The organism is Kitasatospora sp. NPDC087271, from assembly GCF_044744605.1.
GTDB lineage: Bacteria > Actinomycetota > Actinomycetes > Streptomycetales > Streptomycetaceae > Kitasatospora.
The window spans coordinates 42100-66605 of the sequence record NZ_JBIUYQ010000022.1 but is presented as its reverse complement, the minus strand read 5'-3'; the positions used below and the strand labels follow the sequence as shown (position 1 = coordinate 66605).

26 protein-coding genes are annotated in these 24506 nt (G+C 76.7%); 12 read left to right on the top strand and 14 right to left on the bottom strand.

Annotated elements, in window-relative coordinates; translation table 11 throughout:
* Positions 1-41: 41 nt before the first annotated feature.
* The 5 genes from ACIO9K_RS29670 to ACIO9K_RS29650 form a co-directional block, all read right to left on the bottom strand.
* Complete coding sequence (locus ACIO9K_RS29670) at positions 42-878, bottom strand: DUF4253 domain-containing protein (protein WP_400334565.1); 837 nt, start codon at positions 876-878, stop codon at positions 42-44.
* Positions 879-954: 76 nt separating this feature from the next.
* Positions 955-1953: an aldo/keto reductase gene (locus tag ACIO9K_RS29665; RefSeq protein WP_400334563.1), complete on the bottom strand. Its 999-nt coding sequence runs from the start codon at positions 1951-1953 to the stop codon at positions 955-957.
* A 179-nt stretch (positions 1954-2132) separates the two neighbouring features.
* Positions 2133-3032 (bottom strand): S1 family peptidase, encoded by a 900-nt coding sequence (locus ACIO9K_RS29660; protein WP_400334561.1) that lies wholly within the window; start codon positions 3030-3032, stop codon positions 2133-2135.
* Positions 3033-3084: 52 nt separating this feature from the next.
* Entirely contained in the window at positions 3085-3612 is a 528-nt protein-coding gene (locus tag ACIO9K_RS29655; RefSeq protein WP_363624067.1) for a hypothetical protein, read from the bottom strand.
* A gap of 163 nt (positions 3613-3775) precedes the next feature.
* Positions 3776-4414 (bottom strand): PH domain-containing protein, encoded by a 639-nt coding sequence (locus tag ACIO9K_RS29650; RefSeq protein WP_363624065.1) that lies wholly within the window; start codon positions 4412-4414, stop codon positions 3776-3778.
* A gap of 357 nt (positions 4415-4771) precedes the next feature.
* Between ACIO9K_RS29650 and ACIO9K_RS29645 the strand changes: the two genes are divergently transcribed.
* From ACIO9K_RS29645 to ACIO9K_RS29635, 3 genes are all read left to right on the top strand, one after another.
* Positions 4772-5218, top strand: a complete 447-nt coding sequence (locus tag ACIO9K_RS29645; protein ID WP_363586798.1) for an XRE family transcriptional regulator — start codon at positions 4772-4774, stop codon at positions 5216-5218.
* 175 nt (positions 5219-5393) lie between these two features.
* The gene (locus tag ACIO9K_RS29640; RefSeq protein ID WP_400334559.1) at positions 5394-5948 is read left to right on the top strand and encodes a ParH-like protein; all 555 of its coding nucleotides are present in this window, start codon (positions 5394-5396) and stop codon (positions 5946-5948) included.
* Positions 5945-7384, top strand: a complete 1440-nt coding sequence (locus tag ACIO9K_RS29635; RefSeq protein WP_400334557.1) for an MAB_1171c family putative transporter — start codon at positions 5945-5947, stop codon at positions 7382-7384. Before ACIO9K_RS29640 ends, ACIO9K_RS29635 begins: the two co-directional genes overlap by 4 nt.
* Positions 7385-7449: 65 nt before the next feature.
* Here the strand turns inward: ACIO9K_RS29635 and ACIO9K_RS29630 are convergent, their stop codons facing one another.
* The 4 genes from ACIO9K_RS29630 to ACIO9K_RS29615 form a co-directional block, all read right to left on the bottom strand.
* The gene (locus ACIO9K_RS29630; protein ID WP_363624061.1) at positions 7450-7890 is read right to left on the bottom strand and encodes a sigma factor-like helix-turn-helix DNA-binding protein; all 441 of its coding nucleotides are present in this window, start codon (positions 7888-7890) and stop codon (positions 7450-7452) included.
* Positions 7891-7969: 79 nt separating this feature from the next.
* Positions 7970-8761 carry a helix-turn-helix domain-containing protein gene (locus ACIO9K_RS29625; protein WP_400334555.1) on the bottom strand — a complete coding sequence of 264 codons (792 nt, stop codon included), beginning with the start codon at positions 8759-8761 and terminating at the stop codon, positions 7970-7972.
* Positions 8762-8779: 18 nt separating this feature from the next.
* Positions 8780-9013: a hypothetical protein gene (locus ACIO9K_RS29620; RefSeq protein WP_363376012.1), complete on the bottom strand. Its 234-nt coding sequence runs from the start codon at positions 9011-9013 to the stop codon at positions 8780-8782.
* 174 nt (positions 9014-9187) lie between these two features.
* Positions 9188-9385 (bottom strand): hypothetical protein, encoded by a 198-nt coding sequence (locus ACIO9K_RS29615; RefSeq protein WP_363624055.1) that lies wholly within the window; start codon positions 9383-9385, stop codon positions 9188-9190.
* 86 nt (positions 9386-9471) lie between these two features.
* On the opposite strand from ACIO9K_RS29615, the gene ACIO9K_RS29610 reads away from it, so the two are divergent.
* Positions 9472-10248 (top strand): hypothetical protein, encoded by a 777-nt coding sequence (locus ACIO9K_RS29610; RefSeq protein ID WP_400334552.1) that lies wholly within the window; start codon positions 9472-9474, stop codon positions 10246-10248.
* Between the two features lie 255 nt (positions 10249-10503).
* Here ACIO9K_RS29610 and ACIO9K_RS29605 read toward each other — a convergent pair whose 3' ends face one another.
* The gene (locus ACIO9K_RS29605) at positions 10504-11019 is read right to left on the bottom strand and encodes a cupin domain-containing protein (protein WP_400334550.1); all 516 of its coding nucleotides are present in this window, start codon (positions 11017-11019) and stop codon (positions 10504-10506) included.
* Between the two features lie 101 nt (positions 11020-11120).
* On the opposite strand from ACIO9K_RS29605, the gene ACIO9K_RS29600 reads away from it, so the two are divergent.
* On the top strand, positions 11121-11726 hold the full coding sequence (locus ACIO9K_RS29600) for a hypothetical protein (RefSeq protein WP_363624049.1): 606 nt from the start codon (positions 11121-11123) through the stop codon (positions 11724-11726).
* A gap of 161 nt (positions 11727-11887) precedes the next feature.
* On the top strand, positions 11888-12718 hold the full coding sequence (locus ACIO9K_RS29595) for a BPL-N domain-containing protein (protein ID WP_400334548.1): 831 nt from the start codon (positions 11888-11890) through the stop codon (positions 12716-12718).
* Positions 12719-12857: 139 nt separating this feature from the next.
* On the opposite strand, the gene ACIO9K_RS29590 is transcribed toward ACIO9K_RS29595, so the two are convergent.
* Complete coding sequence (locus ACIO9K_RS29590) at positions 12858-13721, bottom strand: alpha/beta fold hydrolase (protein WP_400334546.1); 864 nt, start codon at positions 13719-13721, stop codon at positions 12858-12860.
* Between the two features lie 48 nt (positions 13722-13769).
* Here ACIO9K_RS29590 and ACIO9K_RS29585 point away from each other — a divergent pair, with 48 nt between their 5' ends.
* The 3 genes from ACIO9K_RS29585 (at position 13770) to ACIO9K_RS29575 (ending at position 16717) form a co-directional block, all read left to right on the top strand.
* Entirely contained in the window at positions 13770-14408 is a 639-nt protein-coding gene (locus ACIO9K_RS29585) for a TetR/AcrR family transcriptional regulator (protein WP_363624042.1), read from the top strand.
* 209 nt (positions 14409-14617) lie between these two features.
* Positions 14618-15427 carry a hypothetical protein gene (locus ACIO9K_RS29580; RefSeq protein ID WP_363624040.1) on the top strand — a complete coding sequence of 270 codons (810 nt, stop codon included), beginning with the start codon at positions 14618-14620 and terminating at the stop codon, positions 15425-15427.
* A 180-nt stretch (positions 15428-15607) separates the two neighbouring features.
* Positions 15608-16717: a PP2C family protein-serine/threonine phosphatase gene (locus ACIO9K_RS29575; protein ID WP_363624038.1), complete on the top strand. Its 1110-nt coding sequence runs from the start codon at positions 15608-15610 to the stop codon at positions 16715-16717.
* Positions 16718-16744: 27 nt separating this feature from the next.
* Here the strand turns inward: ACIO9K_RS29575 and ACIO9K_RS29570 are convergent, their stop codons facing one another.
* The 3 genes from ACIO9K_RS29570 to ACIO9K_RS29560 all read right to left on the bottom strand — a co-directional run bounded on the left by ACIO9K_RS29570 (position 16745) and on the right by ACIO9K_RS29560 (position 20784).
* Complete coding sequence (locus ACIO9K_RS29570; RefSeq protein ID WP_363586783.1) at positions 16745-17572, bottom strand: alpha/beta hydrolase; 828 nt, start codon at positions 17570-17572, stop codon at positions 16745-16747.
* A gap of 288 nt (positions 17573-17860) precedes the next feature.
* Positions 17861-19183 (bottom strand): deoxyribodipyrimidine photo-lyase, encoded by a 1323-nt coding sequence (locus ACIO9K_RS29565; RefSeq protein ID WP_363624036.1) that lies wholly within the window; start codon positions 19181-19183, stop codon positions 17861-17863.
* 98 nt (positions 19184-19281) lie between these two features.
* A complete protein-coding gene (locus tag ACIO9K_RS29560) occupies positions 19282-20784 on the bottom strand; it encodes an SDR family oxidoreductase (RefSeq protein WP_363624034.1) in 1503 nt (500 codons plus the stop codon).
* A 422-nt stretch (positions 20785-21206) separates the two neighbouring features.
* Here ACIO9K_RS29560 and sigK point away from each other — a divergent pair, with 422 nt between their 5' ends.
* The 3 genes from sigK to ACIO9K_RS29545 all read left to right on the top strand — a co-directional run bounded on the left by sigK (position 21207) and on the right by ACIO9K_RS29545 (position 24473).
* Positions 21207-21791, top strand: a complete 585-nt coding sequence (gene sigK / locus ACIO9K_RS29555; RefSeq protein ID WP_363624032.1) for an ECF RNA polymerase sigma factor SigK — start codon at positions 21207-21209, stop codon at positions 21789-21791.
* Positions 21788-22537 carry an anti-sigma factor gene (locus tag ACIO9K_RS29550; RefSeq protein ID WP_363624030.1) on the top strand — a complete coding sequence of 250 codons (750 nt, stop codon included), beginning with the start codon at positions 21788-21790 and terminating at the stop codon, positions 22535-22537. Before sigK ends, ACIO9K_RS29550 begins: the two co-directional genes overlap by 4 nt.
* A 322-nt stretch (positions 22538-22859) precedes the next feature.
* On the top strand, positions 22860-24473 hold the full coding sequence (locus ACIO9K_RS29545; RefSeq protein ID WP_400334542.1) for a molybdopterin-dependent oxidoreductase: 1614 nt from the start codon (positions 22860-22862) through the stop codon (positions 24471-24473).
* Positions 24474-24506 lie beyond the last annotated feature (33 nt).

Below are 24506 nucleotides of genomic sequence, written 5' to 3'. Positions count from 1 at the left end.
GTCCGGTGGATCCGGACTCGGTGGCGGGAACGGGTGCCGGGTCAGTCCCACCAGAACGACCACTGGTGGGCGGCGACGAGGCGTTCGGCGTAGGCGGCCAGAGTGCCGGCGCCCTGGAAGACGAGGTCGGGGCAGAAGGCGGTGTGCTCGGCGGCCAGCGGAAGGGCCTCGGCGAGCGTGGCGGGCGGGACGGCGACGCTCAACTCCAGCGTGTCGAAACCGACTTGGACGACCTGGGCGCCGAAGCGGCGTTCCCAGTCGGCGAGCACGGCGGCGATCTTGGCGGTGTCGTCCTCGTGGTTGAGCGGGCCGCTCCAGCCGCAGGCGGCCAGCGCCTCGGCGCCGCTGCCCGCCTCGACCAGGCCCAGGCGCGCGTCCCGTACGGACAGCAGCACGTCGGCCAGGCCGCGGGCTTCGATGCCGGGGGCTCCGTCGGGGACGGCGGCGGCGGGGGCGGTGCCGGGCCAGGCGGGGCCGAAGGGGGCCAGGGCGGCGTGGAGTTCGGCGGCGTCCTCGGCTTCGAACGGGCCCTCGGGCGGGCTCTCGGGCGGGCTCTCGGGCGCGTCCTCGTCGGTGCCGCCGAGTTGCTGCCACCAGCGGCGCAGCAGGGCGTCGGGGTCGTAGAGGGTGGGGTCGGAGGCGGAGGCCGGGAAGAGTTCGCCGGACAGCCAGGGGCGGTAGTCGGCGCCGTCGCCGAGGGGGACGAGCAGCAACGGCCACAGGCCGGACTGCGGGTGGGCGCGGTGGAGTTGCTGCCACAGGCCGGCGGGGGCGGGGGCGTCGCTGATCCACAGCAGCGGCTCCGGCCCGTCCTCGCCGCCGACCAGGCGGCCGGGCGGGAGGGTGGCGGGCAGGAGACGGGACAGGTCCGAGGTCATGCGGCCACCGTAGGGGCGGTCACTGACACGGGGGTTCGGGCGGCGGGGTTCGGGCCCGCGGTGCGGCGGGGGCGGTTCAGGACCAGGGCAGGGCGGCGCGGGTGCGCCAGTACTCCGGGGCGGGTTCGGCCAGGGTGGCGAGCGCGGCCAGGTCGTCGGGGTCGGGGTACAGGGTGGCGGCGGTGAGGTTGGAGGCGAGCTGGTCGACGGTCGCCGCGCCGGACAGGACGAGGTCGGCCCAGGGCTGGGCGGCGGCCGCGGCCAGGGCGAGGGCGTCGAGGGGCGCGCCGGTGCGGGCGGCGAGGGCGCGCAGTGCGGCGGTGTCGTCCCCGGTGGCGTTGCGCCCGGCGAGGCGGCCGTTGGCCATGCCCTCCTTGACGACGACCAGCCAGCCGGCGGCGTGGGCGTCGGCCAGGGCGGGGGCGGCGGAGGGTTCGAGGAGGTTCCAGGTGGCCTGGACGGCGGTGAACAGCGGGCGGCCGTCCACGGTGGCGGCCAGGGCGGCGCGGATGGTGTCCGCCTGGGCCGGGCCGCTGGTGGACAGGCCGACCCGCACGCCCTGCCCGGCCAGGTCGGCCAGGCGGGCGTGCAGGGCGGTGTCGGTCAGGGCGGGGCTGTCGGGGGTGACGGAGTGGACCAGGTAGACGTCCAGGTGCGGGCCCAGCAGGGAGCGGGTCTCGTGGAGCTGGCGGTCGAACACCGCCGTGGAGTGCTCCTTGACCTCGTGCGCGGCCACCCCGGTGGTCTGCCAGCCCGCCGTGTAGGTGTAGCCCCACTTGCTGCCGACCGTCATCTCGGCCGCGGCCGCGGGGTGTTCGGCGAGCCACTGGGCGACGAACTCCTCGGCGCGGCCGTAGGAGCGGGCGGTGTCGAGGTAGCGCACGCCCGCGGTGTAGGCGGCGTCGAGCAGGGCGTGGGTGCGGTCGCGCAGCGCCTCGACGGTGCGTTCGGCGGGCAGGTCGCCGTCACGCCCGAGGGTGATGTAGCCGGGCCGGCCGACGGCTGCGGTGCCCAGGCCGTACCGCGCGATCGGCGGGCGGTCGGCGGCGGCTCCGGTGGCGGGGTCGGTCGGCATGGCGGGGTCTCCTCGGGCGCGACGGTGCTCACCTGGGACTTTACCGTCGGGTCGGCCGGCGTATCCGGCCACCGGGGTCAGGCGGTCGGCCGGATCGGCCGGATCGGCCGGATCGGCCGGTCAGTCAGTCAGGCGAAGGCAGGTCAGCCGGGTCAGCCGGGTCAGCCGGGTCAGCCGGGTCAGCCGGCGGCGATGGTGGCCCGGATCCAGTCGGCGTAGGCGCGCACGTCGGTGTACAGGCCCGGGCCTTCGGAGCAGGGCACGCCCGGGGCGCCGGGGCCGGAGGTGGTGCCGATGAGCTCCCAGCGGCCGCCGCGGCCGCGCTGGATCTGCGGGCCGCCGGAGTCACCGAAGCAGGCCATGGCCTTCGGGGTGGGGCTGGTCGTGCACAGGCGGGTGGGGCCGGCGTAGCCGGGGGCGCAGTCGGCCACGGCGCCGCGGCGGGTGTCGAGTTCCTGGAGGCGGTCGGGGAAGACCATCTCCTCGAACTTGGGGGTGTCGACGACGGTGCCGAAGCCGAGCAGCCGGGTCGGGGTGCCGGGCGGGCCGGGGCGCTGGGCGACGGGGAGGGGCCGCTGGGCGACGGGGCGGTCCAGGCGCACCAGGGCGAGGTCGTCGTAGTTGGGGCGGGTCTGGCCGTCGCCGAAGCTGAAGCCGGGGTGGACCACGGTGCGGGTGATGGCCCGGACGGTGCCGCCGCTCTTGCGGTGCGCGCTGCCGATGCGCACGGTGCCGTCGAGCGTCAGCTCGCTGCCCGGGTAGCCCTGGACGCAGTGGGCGGCGGTGAGGACCCACTGGGGGTCGATCAGGGTGGCGCCGCAGGTGCCGTCGGCTATCTGCTTGGCGCTCATCGGGATCGTGGCCATGAACGGGTAGCGCTCGGTGGAGTCGTGGCCGTTGACGATCGCCTGGGCGCTGCCGGTCATGGCGGTGGTGCCCAGGGCGGCGGCGAGGGCGGCGACGGCGGTGGCGCGGGCGGCGCGGCGGCGGACGGTCTTGCGCAGGAGCACGGGTGACGGCCTTTCGGATCGGTTGGTTCGGATGCGTCCAGCCAACCCTGCGGCGCCCGTCCGGGCCATCCGGGCAGCGGGCCGCCGGGCCCGGGGGTTGTCCCCCGGGCCCGGGGGCGGGCTACCAGGGGGTCGCGGCGGGCCGGGCGTTGGTGCCCGGGGCCTGCGCCGGCCTGGGCGCGGGAGTGGCCGCGGGCCGGGGGGCGGGCGCGCCGAAGTCGCCGACGTCGCCGGAGGAGGTGCGGATGGCCCGGGGCGCGGAGGGCTGCAGGGAGTCGGCGGGGCGCACGGCCCGGACGGGGGCGAGGACGGGGGCCGGGGCGAGGCTCTGGTCGAGGCGGACGACGAAGTTGACGTAGTCCAGGGGCTTGTCGGGCCAGTGGCAGTCGTTGCTGGTCAGCAGGCGGCTGCGGACGCCGTCGCGTTCGGTGACGGGCCCGGGGGTGACGCGCAGGTTCGGCTGCCAGCTGCGGCCCCACAGGTGGTGTTCCAGGGTCAGCGTCCAGCTGTCCTCGTCGACTTCCAGGGTGGCGCCGACCCGGCCGGGCAGCGTCCGGGTGCCGTAGGGGCCGCGCACCACCGCGCGCTGGTCGAAGCTGGCGTTCTTGCCGACCACGGTGATCCGCCATGCGCCGTGGAACCTGAGCATCGCCGCTCTCCTGACGTCCTGGCGCGCCGTCCGGGCGGGCGCGCTTCCGTCGGGGTCAACGGCTGCGGGGCGGTGGGCGGCTCAGCGGTGGGCGCTCAGCGGTGGACGGCTCAAAGGGCCGGGCCGGCCGGGGCGGGCTGCGCGGGCCCGGTTCGGTCCCGGCTCAGGCGGCGTCGGGGCGGGCGGCGGGCCGAGCGGAGAGGGACGCGCCGGGGGCGGTGTGGGCGAGCGCCGGGTAGCCGTGCGCGGTGAGGACGAGGTCGGCGTAGCGGCGGTCGTCGAAGGGGACGCCGTGGCGCCGGAGCAGGTCGAACAGTTCGGCGAGGCGGCGGGGTTCGGTGCCGCGCGGCAGCCCGTCGCGGGTGGTGCCCAGGATGCCGAGGACCGGCCCGTGCAGGTGTGCGGCGCGGGCGATGCGGGCGGCGCGGGCGGTCCGGCGGGGTGCCGGGGTCAGGCGCAGCAGCAGGACGAGCCGGTGGGCGCCGGAGTCGGCGTCCTGCCCGGCGTCCATCGTGAGCCCCTGGATGTCCCGCCACCGGTAGCGGCGCGGGACGAACGCCCGTACGAGGGTGAGGCCGTGGTCGTCGGCGCGCAGCCAGAAGCCGTACGGGACGGGCAGGGCCACGCCCAGGACGGCCGCGCTCGACAGCAGCAGCGCGGGGACGGCTCCCATCCGGCCTGCGTCCCCGCTGTCGGCGAGCGCGACGCCCATCGCCAGGGCGAGCACGCAGCCGACGGGGGCGCCGGCGGCTCGCCACAGGAAGCCCAGCCGCACCGTCTGGTGTCGCGGCGCCGTGTTCACGGGCGCCCCCTTCCCACGTCGTGCCGTCGGTGGGGCCGGCCGGTCCGGCCGGTCCCGTCTCGGGCGTCGATGCCTGGCGGTCCCAGGGGAGTCGGTCACACTACCGGCCTGCCGAGATCGTTCGGCCGATCCGGGGGAAACGTCAAATGTCTTTAACACGAACGGACTTGATGGTCAGTCAGTTCGACCGGTTCGCCCGCGGTCCAGGATGTCAGCCGCCGACGGAGGGGTCAACTGACGTTGATCGGCGGTATCTTGTGATCCACGCCAGCTGATGCCGTTGGGTTATCGTGACCTGGCCGGCCCTGCCCGCCCGCCAGGAGGAGACGTGCGGGGCCCCGGTGAGGAGGGCGGGCCATGGCGGAATCGAACCGGGAGGACGGACCGGTGGAACTGTCCGGGCTCGCGGCCAGGATCGAGGCGCTGTTCCACACCGTCCGCAGACCCGACCGCGAGCAGTACACCAACGAAGAGGTGGCCCGGGCCTGCCGCGAGGCGACCGGGGAGTCGTTCTCCACCACCTACCTGTGGCAGCTGCGCACCGGGCGCCGGGACAACCCGACCAAGCGCCACCTGGAGGCGCTCGCCCAGTTCTTCCAGGTCCCGCCCGCGTACTTCTTCGACGAGCGGCAGGGCGCGGAGATCGCCAAGGAGCTCGCGCTGCTCGGCGCGCTGCGCGACGCGGGCGTGCGCAGCCTGGCGCTGCGCGCGGTCGGCCTCTCCTCCGAGGGCCTGGACACGGTCAGCGAGCTGATCGACGTCATCGCCCGCCGGGACGCGGCCCGCCGGAACCCGGCGCCCTGACGCCGGCGGCGGGGGCGGGGGCGTGGCCGCGGGCGGGGCGGACGGGGTCCGGGGCGGACGGGGCGCGGGGGGCTACGAAGACGGGGGCCAAGGCGGGGGCCAGGCACGGAGGCGGAGCCACGGCGGTCGGGAGATCGGGGGGAACGGGGCCGCTGATCGAGAAGGGGAACACAGCGTGCGGGACGACAGGTGCTACCGATCGGCGCTGCGCCGCTGCCGGCGGATGGCCGAACAGCTGGAACTGCCGAGCCCGTTCGACACCACCGTGCTACTGGAGCAAATCGCCCGCCGGCGGGGGCGGCCGATCGACCTGCTGCCGGTGGCCGCCCGGCCCAACGCGCCCTGCGGGCTGCTGGTGTCCACCCGGGAGGCGGACTACATCCTGTACACCGCCGACACCAGCGCGCTGCACCGCCGGCACATCCTGGTCCACGAGATCGCCCACCTGCTCCTGGACCACGCCGGCTCCGCGCCGCTCGGCCCGGCCGCGGACCTCCTGCCGCACCTGTCCCCCGACCTGGTCCGGCGGGTGCTCGGGCGCACCGGCTACGACGAGCCCCAGGAACGCGAGGCCGAGCTGCTGGCCTCCCTCATCCTCAGCCGGGCCGCCAAGGCCGACGCCGCGCACCCGCCCGGCCCCGCCCCGCACCCGGACTCGCTGGACGTCCTGGACGCCCTGCTCACCGGCGAGCCCGGACCCGCCGACGGCCGGGCGGCGGGGCGTCCGTGAGCGGCCTCGTCCTCTACGGCGTCGCGCTGTTCTTCGCCCTGAGCGCCTGCCACTTCGCCCGCGGCCGCCGGACCAACCCGCGCGCCATCGCCCGCTACAGCTGCTACGCCACCGCGCTGCTCGCCGCCGCCCTGCTGCTGCTCGCCCCGCCCACCGTCCAGGCCGCCGACCGGCTGCACCGGCTCGGGATCGCGCCCGCCGTGCCCGTCCTGCTCGGCGACGTACTGCGCATCGGCGCGGCCTGCGCGATCCGGCTGCTGGCCGGCGTCCTGCGCGATCCCGAGGGCGTGTCTGACAATTCGCGGCGGATCAGCGCGCGGCGGTGGGCGCCCGGCCGGGCGTGCCGGCGAAGCGTCCTCGTACTGGGCCGTACTTGGGCGTTTCGCCGGTGCGTCCAGGCGGGATGCCCGGCGTCGTGCGCCCGGCGGGAATTGTCAGACACGCCCGACCTTCCCCGCCGCGCGGTGCGGCGCCAGCTCGCCCTGCTGGCCGGCGTCCTGGGGGTGCGGGCGGTCCTGTTCGTCGCCGCCGCGCCGGGCCTGGATGCCTCCGACCTCACCGCCGCGCCCTCCACCGGCGCCCGTCTGGCACTGGCCGGGTACACCGCCGCCGGCGTGCTCTACCTCGCCTACTGCCTCACCGCCCTGCTGCGCCAGCTCGCCCGGCTCGCCCGCGCCGCCGCGCCCGGGCGCCAGCGCAGCGGGCTGCGGCTGCTCACGCTGAGCCTGGTCGCGGGCCTGCTGTGGAACGCCTGGGGCGTCGACGACGTCGTCCAGGCGGCGGCCACCGGCACCCAGGCCGGCGCCGAGGACGCCCTGTGCGGCGTCCTGGGCCTGCTGTGCGTGGCGCTGCTCGCGGCGGGCCTGGGCACCACGGTGTGGCCGGCCGCGCACGCCGCCGTCCGCGGCTGGCTGCGCGCCCACCGCCGCTACCGGGCGCTGGCCCCGCTCTGGCGGGACCTGCACACCGTGCTGCCGGAGATCGCGCTCGCCCCGGCCAGCCGCCTGCCGCTGCTGCCGCCGCGCGACCCGCAGTTCGCCCTGTACCGGCGGATCATCGAGATCCACGACGCCCGGCTGATCCTGCGCCAGCACCTCGACCCGCGGACCCCGCGGTGGCTCGCCGCCGCCGCCTCGCGCTTCCCCCCGTCCGCCGCCCGGGCCGGCGCCACCGCCGAGGCCGCCGCGCTGGCCGCCGCGCTGGAACGCGCGGCCGCCGGCGCCCGGCCCAACCCCGACACCCCGCGCACCGCCCCGGCGGCCGAACCGCCGCACGCCCTGGGACAGGACCTGGAGTCCGAGGCCGACCACCTGGCCCACCTCACCCGCGTCTACGCCACCTGCCCGGCCGTCGCCGAGGTCCGGGCCCGTGCCCGCGCCGCCGTCCCCTCCCCCGCCGCTCCCGACCCCGACCCGGTCGCGAGCCCCGCGCGATGAGCCGCCGGACCGGCCGGGGGCAGCCCGGCCGGTGGAACGACGGGAGCGGGCCGGGGCGGCGGCGGCTACCGGCGGACGGCCGCCAGCGAGCGCAACTGCACGTGGACGGCGCCCGGTTCGGTGCCGGTCAGGGCCGCGACCTCGGCGGCGGGCAGGTCGAGGACCAGGTGCAGCAGCAGGACGTCCTGCTGGGGGGCGGTGAGGTGGGCGACCGGGCCGAGCGGGCGCGGGCCGGCCAGGGCGCAGACGCGTCGGCGGACCGCCTGCCAGGCGCAGGCGGCCGGGCTGGCGGTGGCCAGGGCGTCGAGCCAGTGGCCGCTGAGGTCGTCGAAGGCGCCCTGGACGGCCAGCGGGGCGTCGGCCGCGGGGAGCAGCAGGGCGGCGTAGTCGAGGTAGTGGCGCAGGTGGAGGTCGTACAGCGCCCACAGGCCCAGCGCCGGTCCGGTGGCGGTGGTCGTGGTGATGGTCGTGGTCGTGGTGGTCGGCTGTCGTGGTGGTGTCGGCATGGTTGATTCCCGAGGTGGCGCGGGTGGGTGCTGGTCCGCGGACGGGGCGCTGGTGGCGCGTTCCCGTCCGCGGACCGGGTCACACGAGTACCGGCGGGCTGTCGCCGGTGCCGTCGCGGCCGGTCGCGGCGGGGTGGCCGGGGTGGCCGGCGTCCTCGGCGCGGTCGGCGGCCAGGCTGTTGCGCAGGGTCACCCACAGTTTGAACAGGATGTCCGTCGAGGTGCCGCTGCTGGAGGACTGCATGGCCCGGGTGAACTCCCGCTGGTACGTGCGGGAGTTGACCGGTGCCGGGGTGCGGGCGTTGTTCGTCCGCTCCCAGGCCGCCGCCCACAGTGCGCGGCGGGCCTCCTTGACCCCGCAGACCTCCATGTAGGTGAGGAACACCGCCTTGCGCAGCGGGGCCTCACCCCTGAGGACCAGCGCCAGGGTGCTGGAGGGCAGGCGCCCTCCCCCGGCCCGGGCCCGGCGGTCCAGCTCCTCCAGGGAGGGCCAGTCGGCCTTGCGCCGCATCTCGTGCATCGCCCGTCGCAGGTCGGCGAGGGAGTCGACCTGCTCGGGGTTGAGCCGTCGGGGCGCCCGGCGCTGGGTCCCGGAGGGGCGCGGGACGTGGGCCCAGTAGTTGGCTTGGGTCCACTTGCGGCGGGCCTTCTTGAGGTCGCCGTCGCAGGCCCGGGTGAGGGCCTCGACGACCTCCCAGTTCGGCATGGTCCGGCCGCTGGTGGCCCGTTGCAGGGTGGTCGGGTGGTAGTTGGTCCGGTCGGCGAGCTGACGGTAGGTCAGCCCCGCCTCTTCACGCTGCTCGCGCAGCAACGCGGCGAGTCGGCCCAGGGCCGGCTCGGTCGCCGCGATCGGTTTCTCCTGGCGTCCCATCGCGGTCCGGCGTTCCTTCTAGGCCCGCCCCTGCTGGAGCCTGGCGTTCAACAGCAGCCCGCCGGTGGCCAGTTCGAGTGCCGCTCCCGCCGACATGCCCGTCCTCACCAGGGCGGCGGCCACGACGACCACGACGACGACCACGGCCGTCCGCACGGGGCCGGACGGCCAGGGCAGGCCCGGTCGCGGCGGCGCCGGGTGGCCGGCGGCGCAGTGGGCGGGGGCACGCTTCTTCTTCCGCTTCCTCGTCATCGAGGACCTCCTATATCACCGTCTACTCCAACGGACGGGCACTTCGGTGGTTGGCGTCACGCGAGGAACCCGTTTCGCGCAACACTCTGTCAGGCGTACGGGTGATTCCCAATCGGTTCGGTGAACATCGCGAAGATTGATGCGCCAGAATCCCGGGCCCGGCCCGCAATCTCGTCACAACCCTCTGGCATCAGTGCAGTTCAGGAACTCGAAACCGGAATTTGATGCATTTTTGTGCAACTCGCCCTTGTAGCCGTCCTGGCTGAATGTGACGATGTGCAGCAGCGTCATCCAGACCTGCGGGTCAGGAACCCGGGGGCGCTGTCTACTCCAAATTTTCGGGAACACCGGCAGCGGGCCGTGTTGGCGCATGGGCCCGTCCGAACAGCAGAGACCGCCCGGCCCCAGCGGCCCGAGCGGTCTCTCTGCATTTCCCCGGCCCGAGAGGACCCCGCCCGGTGAACGGCTTCGAGTACCTGCTCGGCATGCTGCTGGCCCAGCCCGTACGGGCCCGGGACGCGCTGCGCGCCCGTCTGCCCACCACCCGCCGGCTGCGCGCCCTGGCCTCCTCGCCGCGGGTCGAGGCGCTGCGGGCCGCCGAGCGCGAGCGGATCCGCCGGCTGGTCGAGGGCCTGGCCGCGGTGGAGGGCGTGACGCACCTGCTGACCCGCGTCGCCGACCACTGCGACCGCCCCTCCTCGCTCGGCCTGCTCACCACCACCGCCGAGGGCCGCGGCGTGCTGGTCTGCCGGATGAGCGCCGCCGCCTACTTCGCCACCGGCGAGGACATCACCGCCGTCCTGCCCAGGATCGAGGCGGCGGGCCTGGCCGACTGGGGCTTCCCGAACACCTGGGGCGACGAACCGCCGTACTCGCCGGGCACGGTCGCCTACGCGCTGCGCTACCACCGCGACCGCGGCCTCTTCCCCGACGGCCGGCGGATGCCCGGCCCGAGCCTGTCCACCGCCGACGCCACCCTGGTCTGGGACCTGCCCGGCATCCCCCGCCCGGACCCGCGCTGGCCGCGCCCGGGCAGCGACGTGCGCTTCCGGCACGAGCAGATCCCGCCGGACGGCGACCCGGCCGCGCTGCTGCGCGCCGCCCGCGCCGAGGGGCGGGGCCCGGTGCTGGTGCTCACCTTCGGCCGCGACTGGACGGACACCTGCACGTACCACGCCGTGCCGCGCGGGCGCGGGCGCGGGCGCGGGCGCGGGCGCGGGCGCGAACCGGGCTGAGCGGCCGGTGCGGCCGGGGGCGGCGCCCCGGCCGCACGCACGGTTCAGGCGCTCAGCACTGGGGCCGGCGGCCGTGGTTGGCCCCGCGCCGGGCCCGGGCCTTCTTCTTGCGGCGACGCTTCGACGACATGGCCACTCCTCTCGCAACCAGGACACCCCCGGCTTCCACCGTTCCACACCCGGCCCGCACCGGCCCGCCGGGAACGGCCGTCACGGGCCCCGGGCGGGGCAGGGCGGTTTCTAGGGGGCGGGGCCTCAGGCGCGGGCGGCGCTCCGGTCGAGGGCGGCGCGCCAGGCGGGGCTGTCGACGTAGTGGTTGTCGAAGCGCCCGGCGGAGGCGGCGATCGCGCCCGGGTCGGTCTCGCCGCGCATGACGCGGCCCAGCAGGCGCAGGTAGTCGAAGCGGTCCAGGCCCGGGGTGAACACGAACAGGACGTCGGCCTCGGCGCCCGGGGCGGCGGCGAAGGCGTGCGGGGTGTGCGGCGGCACGGCGAGGAAGTCGCCCTCGCCCAGGATCGTGACCTCCTCGCCGACCAGCACCTGCAGCGAGCCGCCGATGACGAAGAACAGCTCCCACGCCCGGGTGTGGAAGTGCGCGGGGGCCCCGACGGCGCCCTCGGCGAAGGTGGAGCGGTAGCTGGTGAACCCGCCCTCGGTGTGCGCCGAGTCGGCGAGCAGGGTCATGGTGCTGCTCGGGTCGGCGCAGGTCTCGGCCCCGGCGTGGCGGGTCAGCACGGGGGCGGCGGGGGCGGCGTTGCTCGTCGTCGTCATGGGACCAGGCTAGGGCCGGAAAGACCAGCTATCAGGTGGCAATTCCATGCCGATTTCATGGGTCAATTCCCGGGGTCGGCGGCTGCTGGCAGACTGGCCCGATGACGACGGACGATCTTCTGCGGCGCCAGGACGAACGGCAGGCCGAGGCCGGGGCGGTCAGCGCCGACCTGGGCCTGGACGAGCTGCTGGGCGCCCTCGGGGAGCCGGTGCGGGTGGGCAGTTCGGCGCTGGGGCTGATGGTGCGCCGGGACCTGGACGTCACCGTGGTGTGCCCGCGCCTGGACACGGCCGCGCACGAGCGGGTGGCCGCGCTCGGCGCGCGGCTGGCACTGCACCCGCGGGTGCGGCAGGTGCGCCTGCGCAACGACACCGGCACCTGGAACACCGACCCCGCCGCCTACCCCGACGGCCTCTACCTCGGCCTGGACTACCGCTGCCCGCAGGGCCGCGACTGGACCCTCGACCTGTGGTTCGTCGACGAGCCCGCCCGCCAGCCCGACCTCGCCCACCTGCGCGACCTGCCGCCGCGCCTCACCCCGCAGGCCCGCGAGGCCGTCCTGCGGATCAAGCACGCCTGGTCCGAGCACCCAGAGTACGGCCGCGGCGTGCGCGGCTGGGACGTCTACCGCGCCGTCCTGGACGACGGCGTGCGCACCCCGGAGCAGTTCGAGCAGTGGCGCACCGCCCGGGCCGCGTCCGCCTGACCCGTCCGCCCGCGCTACTCCCCCGGGCCCGCGGCCCGTGGCCCGTCAACGCGGACGGCGCGGGTGCACCCGTTCGGGGGGCGGACGTGCGGCGCGGGCCGCTGTGCCCGTAGCGTCGTCGCTGCACACGGCGTAGGTCCTGTCCGGGGAGGGTGTCAGCGATGGCGGCAGTGCCGGTCATGAGGGGTGGGCGGCGGCCCGGGCGGGCCGCCGCGGCCCTGGCGGTGGCGGCGGCGCTGCTGACGGCGTCCGCCTGCGGCGCCTCCCCCGTGTCGGACGGCGCGGCCGGCGACGCGGTCGCCGCCGCCGACGGGCGGCCGCTCGCGCTGGTCTACCGGGGCCCGGCGGCCTGCGAGGGCTGCCCGGAGGCGGCGCGGGAGCTGCTGGAGCGCGACGGCTTCGCGGTGCGCTACGTCGGGCCCGAGGAGCGGCTGCGTTTCGGCGCGGGCGTGCTGGCCGGCGCCGCGCTGTACGTGCAGCCGGGCGGCACCAACGGGCAGGAGGTGAGCACCGCGTGGGGCCTGCTCCAGCGCGACCCCGGCTTCTCGCCGGAGCTGGTGCGCGACTACGTCCGGGGCGGCGGTCGCTACCTGGGCCTGTGCATGGGCGGCTACCTGGCCGGCGATCCGGGCTACGACCTCCTGCCGGGCGACTCCGGGCAGTACATCCGCTCCCGGGGGGCGACCGTCACCGACGAGCAGGACCGCCTCGTCGACGTCGCCTGGCGCGGCCACCCGCAGCGGATGTACTTCCAGGACGGCCCGTACTTCGACGTCGACGGCCCGGGCGTGGACGTCCTGGCCCGCTATTCCAACGACCGCGCCGCCGCCGTCATCGCCCCCTACGGCGCCGGCCGGGTGGCGGTCAGCGGCCCGCACCCGGAGGCCCCCGCGGACTGGTACCGCGACTACCACCTGCCCGACGAGTCGAAGACCGGCCTGGGCCTGGGCGACGACCTGCTGCACGACCTGATGGCGGCCCCCGCGTCCTGACGTTCCGTCACGTCCCGTACGGGCGGGCCGCGGTGTCACACCCGCGCGGCGGGTCCTGCGGGGAACTCGGCGCGCAGCCGGGTGCGGGTGCGACGGGCCTCGGCGGGGTGCGGGAGCCCCCGGGCCCGGCCGGGTGGCGCTACCGCCCGGCGGGGCGCAGGACGCGGTCGGCCACCAGGTCCGGCCGGTCGGTCGGCAGGGCGTGGCCGGCGCCGGGCACGATCTCCGTCCGGGCCGAGGGCACGAGGCGGCCGAGGCGCTCGGCGACCGCGTGCGCGTCGTGCATGGCGCTGCGTTCCCCGAGCAGGAACAGTGCGGGGACGTCCAGGCGGCGCAGTTCCTCGTCGGACAGGACCGGGGGCACCGGGAGCGCGCGGCGGAACCCCATCGACGCGCGCATCAGGGCCATCAGTTCGGTCTCCAGGATGGCGCTGTTGCCGACCAGGCGGGCCAGCCGGGGGCGCAGCGCTCGCGGCGCGGTGGCGGCGAGGCCGCCGGCGATCACCCAGGCGTAGAACCGGGCGCCGATGTCGGCGAAGCCGGCCGGGTCCACCAGGGTGAGGGAGGCGACCCGCCCGGGGTGGTGGATCTGGTGGTGGAGCGCCAGCCAGCCGCCGTAGGAGCAGCCGACGACCTGGGCGTCCGTCACCTCCAGTGCGGTCAGGAGTTCGTCCAGCCAGGCGGCCGCGTCCCGGCCGTCGGCGATCGGGGCGCTCTGCACGCTCGCGCCCGGTTCGCCGACCGTGTCGACGGCGATGACCGGGCGGTGGCGGGCCAGCGTGTCGATGTAGCGGTGCCACATCAGTGCGTTTCCGCCCGAGCCGGGCAGCAGCACGATCGGCTCGCCGTGCTGCGGGCCGGTCCGGTAGAGGCGGGTGGTCCCGAACGCGGTCGGGAGGTCCAGCGCCGTCCGCGGCCCGGGCCACAGTTCCGTCAGGGCCCGCTCGTAGGCGGCGCGAAACCGGTCCCCGGCCTGGTCGTTCTTGAACTGGCTGATTCGCATGATACATGTGTATCACGGCATGATACGGGTGTACCAGGGAGGTCGTTCATGAACGCGCGGGTCGATCACGAGGAACGCCGGCGGCAGATCGCCGAAGCGCTGCTGCGCATCGCCGACACCCAGGGGCTGCAGGCGGCCAGCATGCGGGCGGTCGCCACCGAGGCGGGCGTCTCCCTGCGGCTGGTGCAGTACTACTTCACGACCAAGGAGGGGCTGCTGCTGGACGCGCTGGAGCGGCTCGGCGCCCAGCTCCAGGCCCGCATGGCGGCGTGGATCACCGCGGCCGCCACCCCGTCCACGCCGCGCGGCCTGGTGACCGCGGTCCTGTCCAGCATCCTGCCCACCGACCCGGAGAGCCGCCGGATCACCCGCACCTACGCCGCGTACTACACGCTGGTGCTCAGCGATCCCGCGCTGGTGGAGAAGCACGGGACGCCCCAGCCCGACCTGCTGGAGGGCTTCCTCGCCAAGCAGGTCCGCGCGGCCCAGCAGGACGGGCAGATCGACCCCGCCAGGGACCCGGAGATGACCGCCGCCGGGCTGCTGGCCATGGTCAACGGCCTCGGCTCCAGCGTGCTCGGCGGCCAGCGCACCGGCGACGCCGCGCTGGCGATCCTCACCCACCACCTGGACGAGCTGTTCCGCGGCCGTCCCCGCGGTGACGTCCCGGACCTGCCGGCCGCCTGACCAGTCGACCCCCGGACCGGCCGGCCTTCCCCCGCCGCCGGGGGCGGGCCGCCGTTCGGCCGGATCCCGTCCGGCCGCCCCGCAGGCGCCCTGTCCGCCCCGCCGCCGGTGCACGAGAATGTGCCGGTCCCGCGCGAGGGGCTGGCGAAGCGGCCAACTCCCGTACCGGGCACTCCTTTTCCGTTACCGAATGGGGAGGTTCACCGACCGTGTACAGGAGACTTCCGCAAGCCGTGCTGTCGGGTGTGCTGGTCGTGGCCTTCGCGGGAACGACCGCGTGGGCCACGACGACCACGGCGGGCACCGCCCCCGCCCCGGGCATCGCCGCCGGGTGCGGGGCCGACGCGACCGCCCAGGGCCTGGCCAGTACCGCCCTCCCGAACACCCTGCTGGAGACGCCGCGCTCCGACGGGCGGACCGAACAGTTCCAGCAGTTCTACGACAGTTCGGCGGCCTCCCTCCTGCCCTTCGTCTGGCACCGCTCCCAGGACGCGCCCGGGGGCGCCTACGGCGGCTGGGAGCGCGTCAGCGCCACCCCCGTGGGCCCGAAGCTGTACCAGGTGAGCGCCGTCGAGAACGGCGCCGGCGCCCTGGAGGTGTTCTTCGCCTCCTACGGCGGCTTCTGCCACACCGTCCTGCCCTCACCCGGCGACTCCTGGACCCCGACCGAGAACTTCGAGCTGTCACCGCCGCCCTACCACGGCGGGCTCACGCTCTTCAGGGAACGCGACGGCCGGCTGCACGCCTTCGCCTCCGGCGCCGACACGAGCGCGGCCATGGAGGTGCGCAGCCAGGACGGCGACGCCCGGGACTCCTGGGGCCCGGTGCGCCGGCTGCCCCGGCTGCCGGACCCCAACGCGGGCCTGGGCGCGCCGTCCTCGGTCGTCCAACTGCCGGACGGGCGGCTGCGGGTGACCGTCCGCGAGTGGAACCGCGACCGCTCCTGGCGGACCACCGAGGCGGACCGGTTCGTCTCCTGGGAGCCGTGGCAGCTCTGCGCGGACAGCACCTGCGCCTGACGGCCGGGCGGCGGGCAGTCTGACGGCCGGGCGGCGGGCAGTCTGACGGCCGGGCCCGGGCGGGCGCTCCCGAGCGGGCACCGACCCGGGCGCTCGCCCGTCCGGGCGGGCTGCGCTGGCGGCCGGGTGGGGCCGCCGGTATGCCTGGGGGGACGGCGAGGCGGCGGAGAGGACGGCGGGGTGGGCGGCGCGGACGGGGACGGGAGCGGGGAGCGGGACGGCGGGGGGACGCGGGCGCCGGGCAACCGGGCGGTGGTGCTGGGGGTGCTGGCCTCCACCGCGGTGGTGCTGCTCGCCCAGGCGGCGAGCGGCACCAGCGCCCGGCTGGTGCTGCTGCTGGTGTTCCTGCCGGCCCTGCTGGCAGGGCTGGGCACCGTCGCGCAGACGGTCGCGGCCTCGGTGTGGGTGGCCGGGGTGGTGGCGGTCAGCACGGTGCTGTTCCCGCCGTCCTCGCTGGCCGCCCGGGTGGGCACCCTGGTGGGGGTGGTCGGCGCCGAGGCGGCCGTGGTCGGGCTGTGCGCGCGCCGGGTGCGGCGCGAGCGGGAGCTGTTCCGGATGCGGCAGACCGCCGTCGCCCTGCAACGCCAGCTGCTGCGCCCGCTGCCGGTGCTCACCCCCGACGTCCAGCTGTACGGGCTGTACCGGCCGGTGGAGGAGGACGCCCTGGTCGGCGGCGACCTGTACGACGTCGCCGACACCCCGTACGGCACCCGGGTGCTGGTGGGCGACGTGCAGGGCAAGGGCCTGCCGGCGATCGGCGCGGGCTTCGCGGTGCTGAGCGCCTTCCGGGAGGCGGCCTTCCGGGAGCCGGCGCTGACCGGCGTCGCGGACGCCCTGGAGGCGGCGGTGGAACGGCACAACGCGTACGCGGTACAGGGCGGCGAGAGCGAGCGCTTCGTCACCGCGACCGTGCTGGGCGTGGAGCGCGGCGCGGACGTGCAGGCCGTCAACTGCGGCCACCTCGCCCCCTACCTGCTGCACGGCGGCCGGGTCGAGGCCGTGCCGCTGCCGGCCGGGGTGCCGCTCGGGCTGGCGGAGCTGACCGACGAGGTCCGCACCGTCCGGTGGTTCGCGCTGCCCGAGGACGGCGTGCTGGTGCTGCTCACCGACGGGATCACCGAGGCCCAGGACGCCACCGGCGCGTTCTACCCCGTCGAGCGGGGCCTGGCCGCCCTCGCCGCCGCCCCCGCCTCCCTGCTGCCCGAGGCCCTGGACCGCGAGGCCCGCCGCTGGAGCGGGGGCCGCAGCCGCGACGACGTCACGGCACTGTCCCTGCGCCGCGCGCCCTGAGGCTGCCGGGGTTCCCCCGAGGCGCCCTCACCGCTTCAGGAACTCCAGCAGGTCGGCGTTGAAGCGCTCCTTGTCGCCGGGGACCATCGCGATGCCGTGCGAGCCGTTCTCGTACACCTTCAGGACGGCGCCGGGGATGATCCGGGCGGCCCGGCGGGCGGTGGCCTCGACGGGGACGATCCGGTCGTCGTCGCCGTGCACGATCAGGGTGGGGATGTCGAACCCGGCCAGGTCCTCGTGGAAGTCGGTGTAGCCGAAGGCGTCCACGCAGTCGACGCCGCCCTCGATGGTCTGGTGCATCGCCATGAACCAGAAGGCGTCCCGGTTGCCCTGGGTGGCGCGGGAGCCGGGGCGGTCGGCGGAGAAGAAGTCGACGGAGGTGTCCTTCCAGAACTGGGAGCGCTCGGTGAGGATGCCGGCCTTGAGGTCGTCGAAGACGGTGCCGGGCACGCCGTGCGGGTTGTCGGGGCCCTGGAGCATGGACGGGGTGATCGCCGACAGCAGGACGGCGGAGCGGATCCGCCCGGTGCCGTGGCGGCCGATGTAGCGGGCGAGCTCGCCGCCGCCCATGGAGTGGGCCACCAGGGTGACGTCGCGCAGGTCGAGCCCGGTGAGCAGGCTGTCGAGGTCGTCGGCGAAGGTGTCGAAGTCGTAGCCGCCGTAGACCGGGGCGGAACGGCCGTGGCCGCGCCGGTCGTGGGCGATGGCCCGCAGGCCGGCGTCCGCGACGGCCTTCAGCTGGTCCTGCCAGGCGTCGCCGTTGAGCGGCCAGCCGTGGATGAACACGACGGGGCGTCCGCTGCCCCAGTCCTGGTAGAAGATCTCGACGCCGTCGCGGGTCCTGGAGATGGGCATGCTCCTGCTCCTTCGGGTGGTGCGCCGGGGTGGGGTGGCCTGCCGGGTTGACCTGCCGGGGGCGGCCTGCCCGGGGCCTGCCGGGCCGCAGGTTCATCCAACGGGAGGCGGGTGGGGCCCGCATCCCGCGGCGGCCGGGGCCCGCGCGGGAGCGGACGCGGCGCTACGCCGTTCGGATGAGTTCGGGCGAGGGCGGGCGGGTTTCGGATGAGTTCGGGCGGGGGCGGGTGAGTTCGGGCGGGGGCGGGTGAGTTCGGGCGGGGGCGGGTGAGTTCGGGCGAGGGCGGTTCAGCCGCTCTCGCGCAGGCGGGTGCCGAGGGCGTCGGGGGGCAGCAGGGGCGCCGGGTAGCCGGCCGGGGGCTCGGCCAGCTCCCAGGGGCGGTGGACGGCGCGGGCGGGCAGGTGGGCGAGCTCGGGGACCCAGCGGCGCACGTAGGCGCCGTCGGGGTCGTAGCGGTCGGCCTGGCGCAGCGGGTTGAGGACGCGGTTGGGGCGGGTGTCGGTGCCGGTGCCGGCGACCCACTGCCAGTTGAGCTGGTTGTTGGCGAGGTCGCCGTCGACGAGCAGGGCGAGGAAGTGGGCGGCGCCGGGGCGCCAGTGGTGGCGCAGGCTCTTGGTGAGGAAGGAGGCGGTGAGCAGGCGGGCCCGGTTGTGCATCCAGCCCTCGTGGGCGAGTTGGCGCAGGCCGGCGTCGACGATCGGGTAGCCGGTGCGGCCCTCGCGCCAGGCCTGGAGCTCGCGTTCGTCGTCGTACCAGCGGACGGGGCGGGGGCGGTAGTCGGCGTGGGCGGCGTCGGGGCGGGCCGCGAGGACCTGGTGGTGGAAGTCGCGCCAGGCGAGTTGGCGCACCAGCGCGGCCGCGCCGGGGGTGTCGGACTTCCCGGCGCGGTGGGCGAGTTCGGTGGCGGACAGGCAGCCGAAGTGCAGGTACGGCGAGAGGCGGGAGGTGGCGTCGGCGGCGAGGTCGTCGTGCAACTGCTCGTAGGCGTCCGGGTTCCAGGCGCGCAGGCGGCGGCGGGCGGCGCTCTCGCCGCCGGGGGCGCGGCCCGGGGAGGTGCCGGCGGGGGCGGCGGGCAGCGGGGCGCTCGCGGGGCCGTCGGGGGTGGCGAGGGCGCGCGGGGCGGGCAGGACGGTGCGCCGGGGGGCCTGCTGCCAGGCGCGGTGGTAGGGGGTGAAGACGGCGTAGTGGTCGCGCCCGGCCGGGGTGACGAGGCCGGCGGGGACGATGGTGAGCGCGGCGTCGTGCAGGTGCAGGCGCTCGCCGAGGGCACGGCGCAGGGCGTGTTCGCGGCGGGTGGCGAAGGCGGAGACGCCGGCGTTGGTGTGGACGGTGTCGGCGTCGCACTCGGCGGCCAGGCGGGCGGCCTGTTCGGCGGGGTCGCCGTGGCGCAGGACCAGGCGGGAGCCGGCGGCGCGCAGCGCCCGGTCGAGGTCGGCGAGGCTCTCGGCGAGGAAGGCCTGCCGGTTGGGGGCGGCGAAGCCGGCCCGGGCGATGGCCGGGTCGAGGACGAACAGGGGGACGACCTGGTCGGCGCGGGTGCGGGCGGCGTGCAGGGCGGGGTTGTCGTGCAGGCGCAGGTCCTGGGTGAACAGGACGACGGCGGTGCTCATCGGGGGCCTCGTGCGGTGGGGTGCGGGTACGGCGGCGGGCGGGGACGGGGGTATCAGGCGGCGGGTGGGGGTGTCGGGCGGCGGGTCGGGTGGGGGTGTCAGCCGGCGGGTCGGGCGGGTCGGGCGCGTTCGGTGATGTTGCGGGCCATGGCGCCGAACACCAGGGCGTGGAAGGGCGCCACCGACCACCAGTAGAGGTGGCCGGCCAGTCCGTGTGGGTGGAACAGCGCCCGCTGCTGGTAGAGCGCGCCGCCGGCGCCGTCGGGTGTCACGCGCAGTTCGAGCCAGGCCAGGCCCGGCAGGCGCATCTCGGCGCGCAGCCGCAGCAGGTGTCCGGGTTCGATCTCCTCGACCCGCCAGAAGTCGAGCGCGTCGCCGACCCGCAGCCGGTGGCGGTCGCGGCGGCCGCGGCGCAGGCCGACGCCGCCGGCCAGGCGGTCCAGGCGTCCGCGCAGGGCCCAGGCCAGCGGCAGGGAGTACCAGCCGTTCTCGCCGCCGACGCCCTCCACCACCCGCCACAGCGCGGCCGGGTCGGCGGCCACCCGGCGCCGGCGCAGGTCCTGGTAGAGGCTGCCGCCGGCCCAGTCGGGGTCGGTGGGCAGCGGGTCGCTGGGCGCGCCGGGCAGCGAGGCGGAGGACCAGCGGGTGGAGACCTGGGCGTCGCGGATGCGCCGCAGGGCCAGTTCCACGGCCCGGTCGAAGCCGGTCAGGCCCTCGGGCGGGTCGGGGATCCAGCGGGCGATGTCGTGTTCGCGGCACACCACCTCGTGGCGCAGCGACTCCACCAGCGGTCGGGCGAGCGAGCCCGGTACGGGGGTGACCAGGCCCACCCAGTGGCTGGACAGGCGCGGGGAGAGCACGGGCACCGGCACGATCAGGCGCCGGGGCAGGTCGGCGACCTCGGCGTAGTGGCGCATCATCAGCCGGTAGGTGAGCACGTCGGGCCCGCCGATGTCGAAGGTGCGGTCGACCTCGGGGGGCAGGGCGGCGGCGCCGACCAGGTAGCGCAGCACGTCGCGTACGGCGATCGGCTGGATGCGGGTGTCGACCCAGCGGGGGGTGACCATCGCCGGGAGCCGTTCGGTCAGGTGGCGCAGCATCTCGAAGGAGGCCGAGCCGGAGCCGATGATCACCGCGGCCCGCAGTTCGGCGGTGGGGACGCCGCCCGTGCGCAGGGCGCGGCCCACTTCGGCGCGCGAGCGCAGGTGGGCCGACAGGTGCGGTTCGGGGACCCCGGCGGGCAGCAGTCCGCCGAGGTAGACGATGCGCCGGGTGCCGGCGGCGGCGGCCGCCCCGGCGAAGGTCTCGGCGGCCTGCCGGTCCCGGGTCTCGAAGCCGGGCCCGGTGCCCAGGGAGTGGACCAGGTAGTAGGCGGCGTCGATGCCGTCGAAGGCCGCGGGCAGGGTCTCGGCGCGGGTGACGTCCCCGGTGACGGCCTCCACGTCGGCCCGCCAGGGCTGGTCCCGCAGCCGGAGCGGGTCGCGGACCAGGCAGCGCACCCGGTACCCGGCGGCGAGCAGTTCGGGCACCAGGCGCCCGCCGATGTAGCCGGTGGCACCGGTGACCAGGCAGTGCGGGCGCGTCCGGGTCGGCTCGTCCACCTGCGGCTCCTCTCGTGCGGGCGGGTGCGCCCCCCGTGCCCCGCCAGGCGCGGGGGGCGCTGCCGGGGTGTTCGGAGCGGGCGCGGCCGGGGATTGGACACGGCCGGGGATTCGAGTCTTCCAGGGGTCTCCTGCGGGCGCCCGGGCGTGCGCGCGGGGGTGTGCCGTGGGCCGACAACATCGCGCTGTTGCCCGCCCGGGCGTGCGCGCGGGGGGCCGGGAATCCGGGCGTGCGCGGGGGCCGGGAATCCGGTGTCCTTGGCGGGCAATCCGCGCCGGGTGCGGCTTCGAACGCCTGACGTCGCCGTGTTCCGTCGGCCCTGCCGGGTGTCCGCCCGGCCGGGATTCCCTGGAGGTCGTGCCATGCCCACCGTCCACTGGCCGGGGCCGTCGCCCGTGTGTTGCGAGCGCGAGGCGGCCGGATGAGTACGGTCGTTCACCTGTCCGGGCCGGGGCGTCCGGGTGCCGACCTCAAGGAGTTGCTGAGCAGGACCGCGCGCGGCGACCGGGAGGCGTTCGGTCGGCTGTACGACGCGGTGGCGGGCCCGGTGCTGGGGCTGGTCCGCCGGGTGCTGCGGGATCCGGCGCAGTCCGAGGAGGTCGCGCAGGAGGTGATGCTGGAGGTGTGGCGCACCTGCGCCCGCTACCGGCCCGAGCGCGGGGAGGTGCTGGCGTGGGTGCTGACCATCGCCCACCGCCGCGCCGTGGACCGGGTGCGGGCGGCGCAGGCGGCCGCCGACCGCGACCGGCGGGCCGCCGCCGCCTCGCACACGCCGGCGTTCGACGAGGTCGCCGAGCAGGTCGAGGGGCGGCTGGAACGCGAGCAGGTGCGGCGCTGCCTGAAGGGGCTGACCGAGCTGCAGCGGGAGTCGATCACGCTGGCCTACTACCGCGGGTACACCTACCCGCAGGTCGCCGAACTGCTCGGCACCCCGCTGGGCACCGTCAAGACCCGGATGCGCGACGCGCTGATCCGGCTACGCGACTGTCTGGGAGTGGGAGCATGAGCGGCGCCGACCTGCACACGCTGACCGGCGCCTACGCCGCGCACGCCCTCGACGCGGACGAGCGCGCGCAGTTCGAGCGCCACCTGGCGCAGTGTCCGGCCTGCGCCCGGGAGGTCGCCGAGTTCACGGCGACGCTGGCCAGGCTGGGCGCCGCGCAGGCCGTCGCGGTGCCCGGGGAGCTGAAGTCGCGGGTGATGGGCGCCCTGGACACCGTCCGGCAGGAGGCCCCGCGCGCCGCAGCCGGACCCGACGGTGCCCGGCGCCCAGGGCGGCTCGCCCGCGGCTGGCCGCGGCTGGCGCTGGCGGCCTGTCTGGCGGCGGCCGCGGCCCTCGGCGGCGTGGCCGTCCAGCAGCACCGGGAGGCGGACCGGGCCAGGGCCCTCGCCGCCGCGCTGCAGCGGCACCAGGACCAGGTCACCGGGCTGCTGGCGGCCCCCGACGCCCGGCGGGCGAGCGGCCCGGCGGCCGGCGGCACCGGCACCGGGGCGGTGGTCTGGTCGCACGACAAGGGCCGGGCCGTCCTCCTGGCCTCCGGCCTGCCCGCCCCGGCGGACGGCACGGCGTACGAGCTGTGGTTCGACGACGGCGCCGCGATGCGCCCGGCGGGGCTGATGCCCCGGGGCGACGGCGCGTTCCTGCTGGACGGCCCCCTGGACGGTGCGCGCGGTATCGGGGTCACGGTGGAGCCCTCGGCCGGCTCCGCGCACCCCACGGGGGCGCCGGTCCTGCTGATCCCGTTCACCTGAGCGGGAGGGCCGGGCCGGGCGGCTGGCCCGGCGGAAGGCCGGGTCGGGCCGGGGCCAGGAGACGGTGAGGGTGCCGCTCAAGGGCGCCCCGGGCGTCCCCGGGCGCCCTTGAGCGGCCTTGAGCGGCCTCGGCCCGGGGCGCCGGGGCCGGGTCTCCCGGCGGTCCGGCCCGTTCCGCCGCCCGTCCGCCGCCCGTCCGCGGCCCGTCCGCGGCCCGTCCGCCGCCCTCAACCCTGGCCGGGCGGTGTCACCCGGCCAGAGCAATGTCACCCGATCGGGGGGTATCCGGACTCGCACCCATCCGGTGGAGCCGGACCGCCGAATGAGGACCGTGACCGATGAGACGAGCAGCAGCCCGCCGGGCGCCCTCCCCCGAGCACGCACCCGTGCCGCCGGGCCGGCCGTGGCGGCGCTGTGCGGGCTGGCGGCCGCCGCCGCGGCCGTGGGAGCCGGTGAGGCGGCGGCGGCGTTCACCCGCCCCCAGGCCTCACCGGTGGTGGCGATCGGCTCGGCGGCGATCGACCTCGCGCCCACCGCCGTCAAAGCGTGGGCGGTCCAGCGGTTCGGCACCGGCGACAAGACGGTCCTGCTGGGCGGGATCTACACCGTCATGGGCCTCGCGGCCGCGGCCCTCGGCGTGCTGGCCGGACGCCGTCGCGGCGCGGCCGCCGCCCTGTTCACGGCCTTCGGCGGCCTCGGCGCCTGGGCCGCGCTGGCCCGCCCGCAGGCCCTCCCCACCGACCTGCTGCCCTCCGCTGCCGCGGCCGGCGGCGCGGTCGCCGTGCTGTGGTGGCTGGTCGGCCCCGCCCTCTCCCCCGGCCCTTCCCTCGACCCTTCCCTCGGCTCGGGCCCGGTCCTGCCGGCCGGGCCCGAACGGCGGCGCGTCCTGGCGGCCGGCGCCACGATCGGCGCGGCCGCCGCCCTCGGCACGGCCGCACGCGTCCTGTCCGACCGGCGCGGCGACGTCAGCGCGGCCCGCGCCGCCGTCCGCCTGCCGCCGCCGCTGCGCCCGGCTCCACCGCTGCCGCGCGCCGCCGGCGCCACGGTCCCCGGCCTGCCCCCGTTCATCACCCCCACCACCGACTTCTACCGCGTCGACACCGCCCTGACCCTGCCGCGCATCGACCCGCGCACCTGGTCGCTGCGGCTGCACGGCCTGGTCGACCGCCCGCTGCTGATCGGCTTCGACGACCTGCTCGCCCTCGGGCTGGAGGAGCTGGACCACACCCTGTCCTGCGTCTCCAACGAGGTCGGCGGCCCCTACGCGGGCACCACCCGCTGGCTCGGCGCCTCGCTGCCCGCCCTGCTGCGCCGCGCCGGCGTCCGCTCCGGCGCCGAGCAGCTCGTCGGCCGCTCGCAGGACGGCATGACGATCGGCACCCCGGTCGAGACGCTCCTCGACGGGCGCCGGGCGCTGCTCGCGGTGGCGATGAACGGCGAGGCGCTGCCCGTCGAACACGGCTTCCCCTGCCGCACGGTGGTGCCCGGCCTCTACGGCTACACCTCGGCCACCAAGTGGCTCGTCGACCTGGAGGTGACCACCTTCGCCGCCCGCGACCCGTACTGGGTGCGGCGCGGCTGGGACCGCACCGGCGAGGTCCGCACCGCCTCGCGGATCGACGTGCCCGCGCCGTTCGCCCGCGTGCCGCCCGGCGACGTGACGGTGGCCGGCACCGCCTGGGCCACCCACCGCGGCATCGCCGCCGTCGAGGTGCGCGTCGACGGCGGGCCCTGGCGGCAGGCCGAACTGGCCGCCGACGCCGGGCCCGACCTGTGGCGCCAGTGGACCCACACCTGGACCGGCGCCGCCCCCGGGACCCACCGCCTCGAGGCCCGTGCCACCGACGGCACCGGGGCCGTCCAGCCCGCCACCCGCACACCCCCCTACCCCTCGGGCGCGACGGGCTGGCACAGCGTCGTCGTCACCGTCACCTGACCCCACCTCACGACCTCCCCACCCCTTCGGCAT

Coding starts and splice junctions, on each gene's coding strand:
- ACIO9K_RS29670 (WP_400334565.1), bottom strand. CDS start 878: ATGACCTCGGACCTGTCCCGTCTCCTGCCCGCCACCCTCCCGCCCGGC.
- ACIO9K_RS29665 (WP_400334563.1), bottom strand. CDS start 1,953: ATGCCGACCGACCCCGCCACCGGAGCCGCCGCCGACCGCCCGCCGATC.
- ACIO9K_RS29660 (WP_400334561.1), bottom strand. CDS start 3,032: ATGGCCCGGACGGGCGCCGCAGGGTTGGCTGGACGCATCCGAACCAAC.
- ACIO9K_RS29655 (WP_363624067.1), bottom strand. CDS start 3,612: ATGCTCAGGTTCCACGGCGCATGGCGGATCACCGTGGTCGGCAAGAAC.
- ACIO9K_RS29645 (WP_363586798.1), top strand. CDS start 4,772: ATGGCGGAATCGAACCGGGAGGACGGACCGGTGGAACTGTCCGGGCTC.
- ACIO9K_RS29630 (WP_363624061.1), bottom strand. CDS start 7,890: ATGCCGACACCACCACGACAGCCGACCACCACGACCACGACCATCACC.
- ACIO9K_RS29625 (WP_400334555.1), bottom strand. CDS start 8,761: ATGGGACGCCAGGAGAAACCGATCGCGGCGACCGAGCCGGCCCTGGGC.
- ACIO9K_RS29620 (WP_363376012.1), bottom strand. CDS start 9,013: ATGACGAGGAAGCGGAAGAAGAAGCGTGCCCCCGCCCACTGCGCCGCC.
- ACIO9K_RS29615 (WP_363624055.1), bottom strand. CDS start 9,385: ATGCGCCAACACGGCCCGCTGCCGGTGTTCCCGAAAATTTGGAGTAGA.
- ACIO9K_RS29605 (WP_400334550.1), bottom strand. CDS start 11,019: ATGACGACGACGAGCAACGCCGCCCCCGCCGCCCCCGTGCTGACCCGC.
- ACIO9K_RS29600 (WP_363624049.1), top strand. CDS start 11,121: ATGACGACGGACGATCTTCTGCGGCGCCAGGACGAACGGCAGGCCGAG.
- ACIO9K_RS29595 (WP_400334548.1), top strand. CDS start 11,888: ATGGCGGCAGTGCCGGTCATGAGGGGTGGGCGGCGGCCCGGGCGGGCC.
- ACIO9K_RS29590 (WP_400334546.1), bottom strand. CDS start 13,721: ATGCGAATCAGCCAGTTCAAGAACGACCAGGCCGGGGACCGGTTTCGC.
- ACIO9K_RS29585 (WP_363624042.1), top strand. CDS start 13,770: ATGAACGCGCGGGTCGATCACGAGGAACGCCGGCGGCAGATCGCCGAA.
- ACIO9K_RS29570 (WP_363586783.1), bottom strand. CDS start 17,572: ATGCCCATCTCCAGGACCCGCGACGGCGTCGAGATCTTCTACCAGGAC.
- ACIO9K_RS29565 (WP_363624036.1), bottom strand. CDS start 19,183: ATGAGCACCGCCGTCGTCCTGTTCACCCAGGACCTGCGCCTGCACGAC.
- sigK (WP_363624032.1), top strand. CDS start 21,207: ATGAGTACGGTCGTTCACCTGTCCGGGCCGGGGCGTCCGGGTGCCGAC.
- ACIO9K_RS29550 (WP_363624030.1), top strand. CDS start 21,788: ATGAGCGGCGCCGACCTGCACACGCTGACCGGCGCCTACGCCGCGCAC.
- ACIO9K_RS29545 (WP_400334542.1), top strand. CDS start 22,860: ATGAGGACCGTGACCGATGAGACGAGCAGCAGCCCGCCGGGCGCCCTC.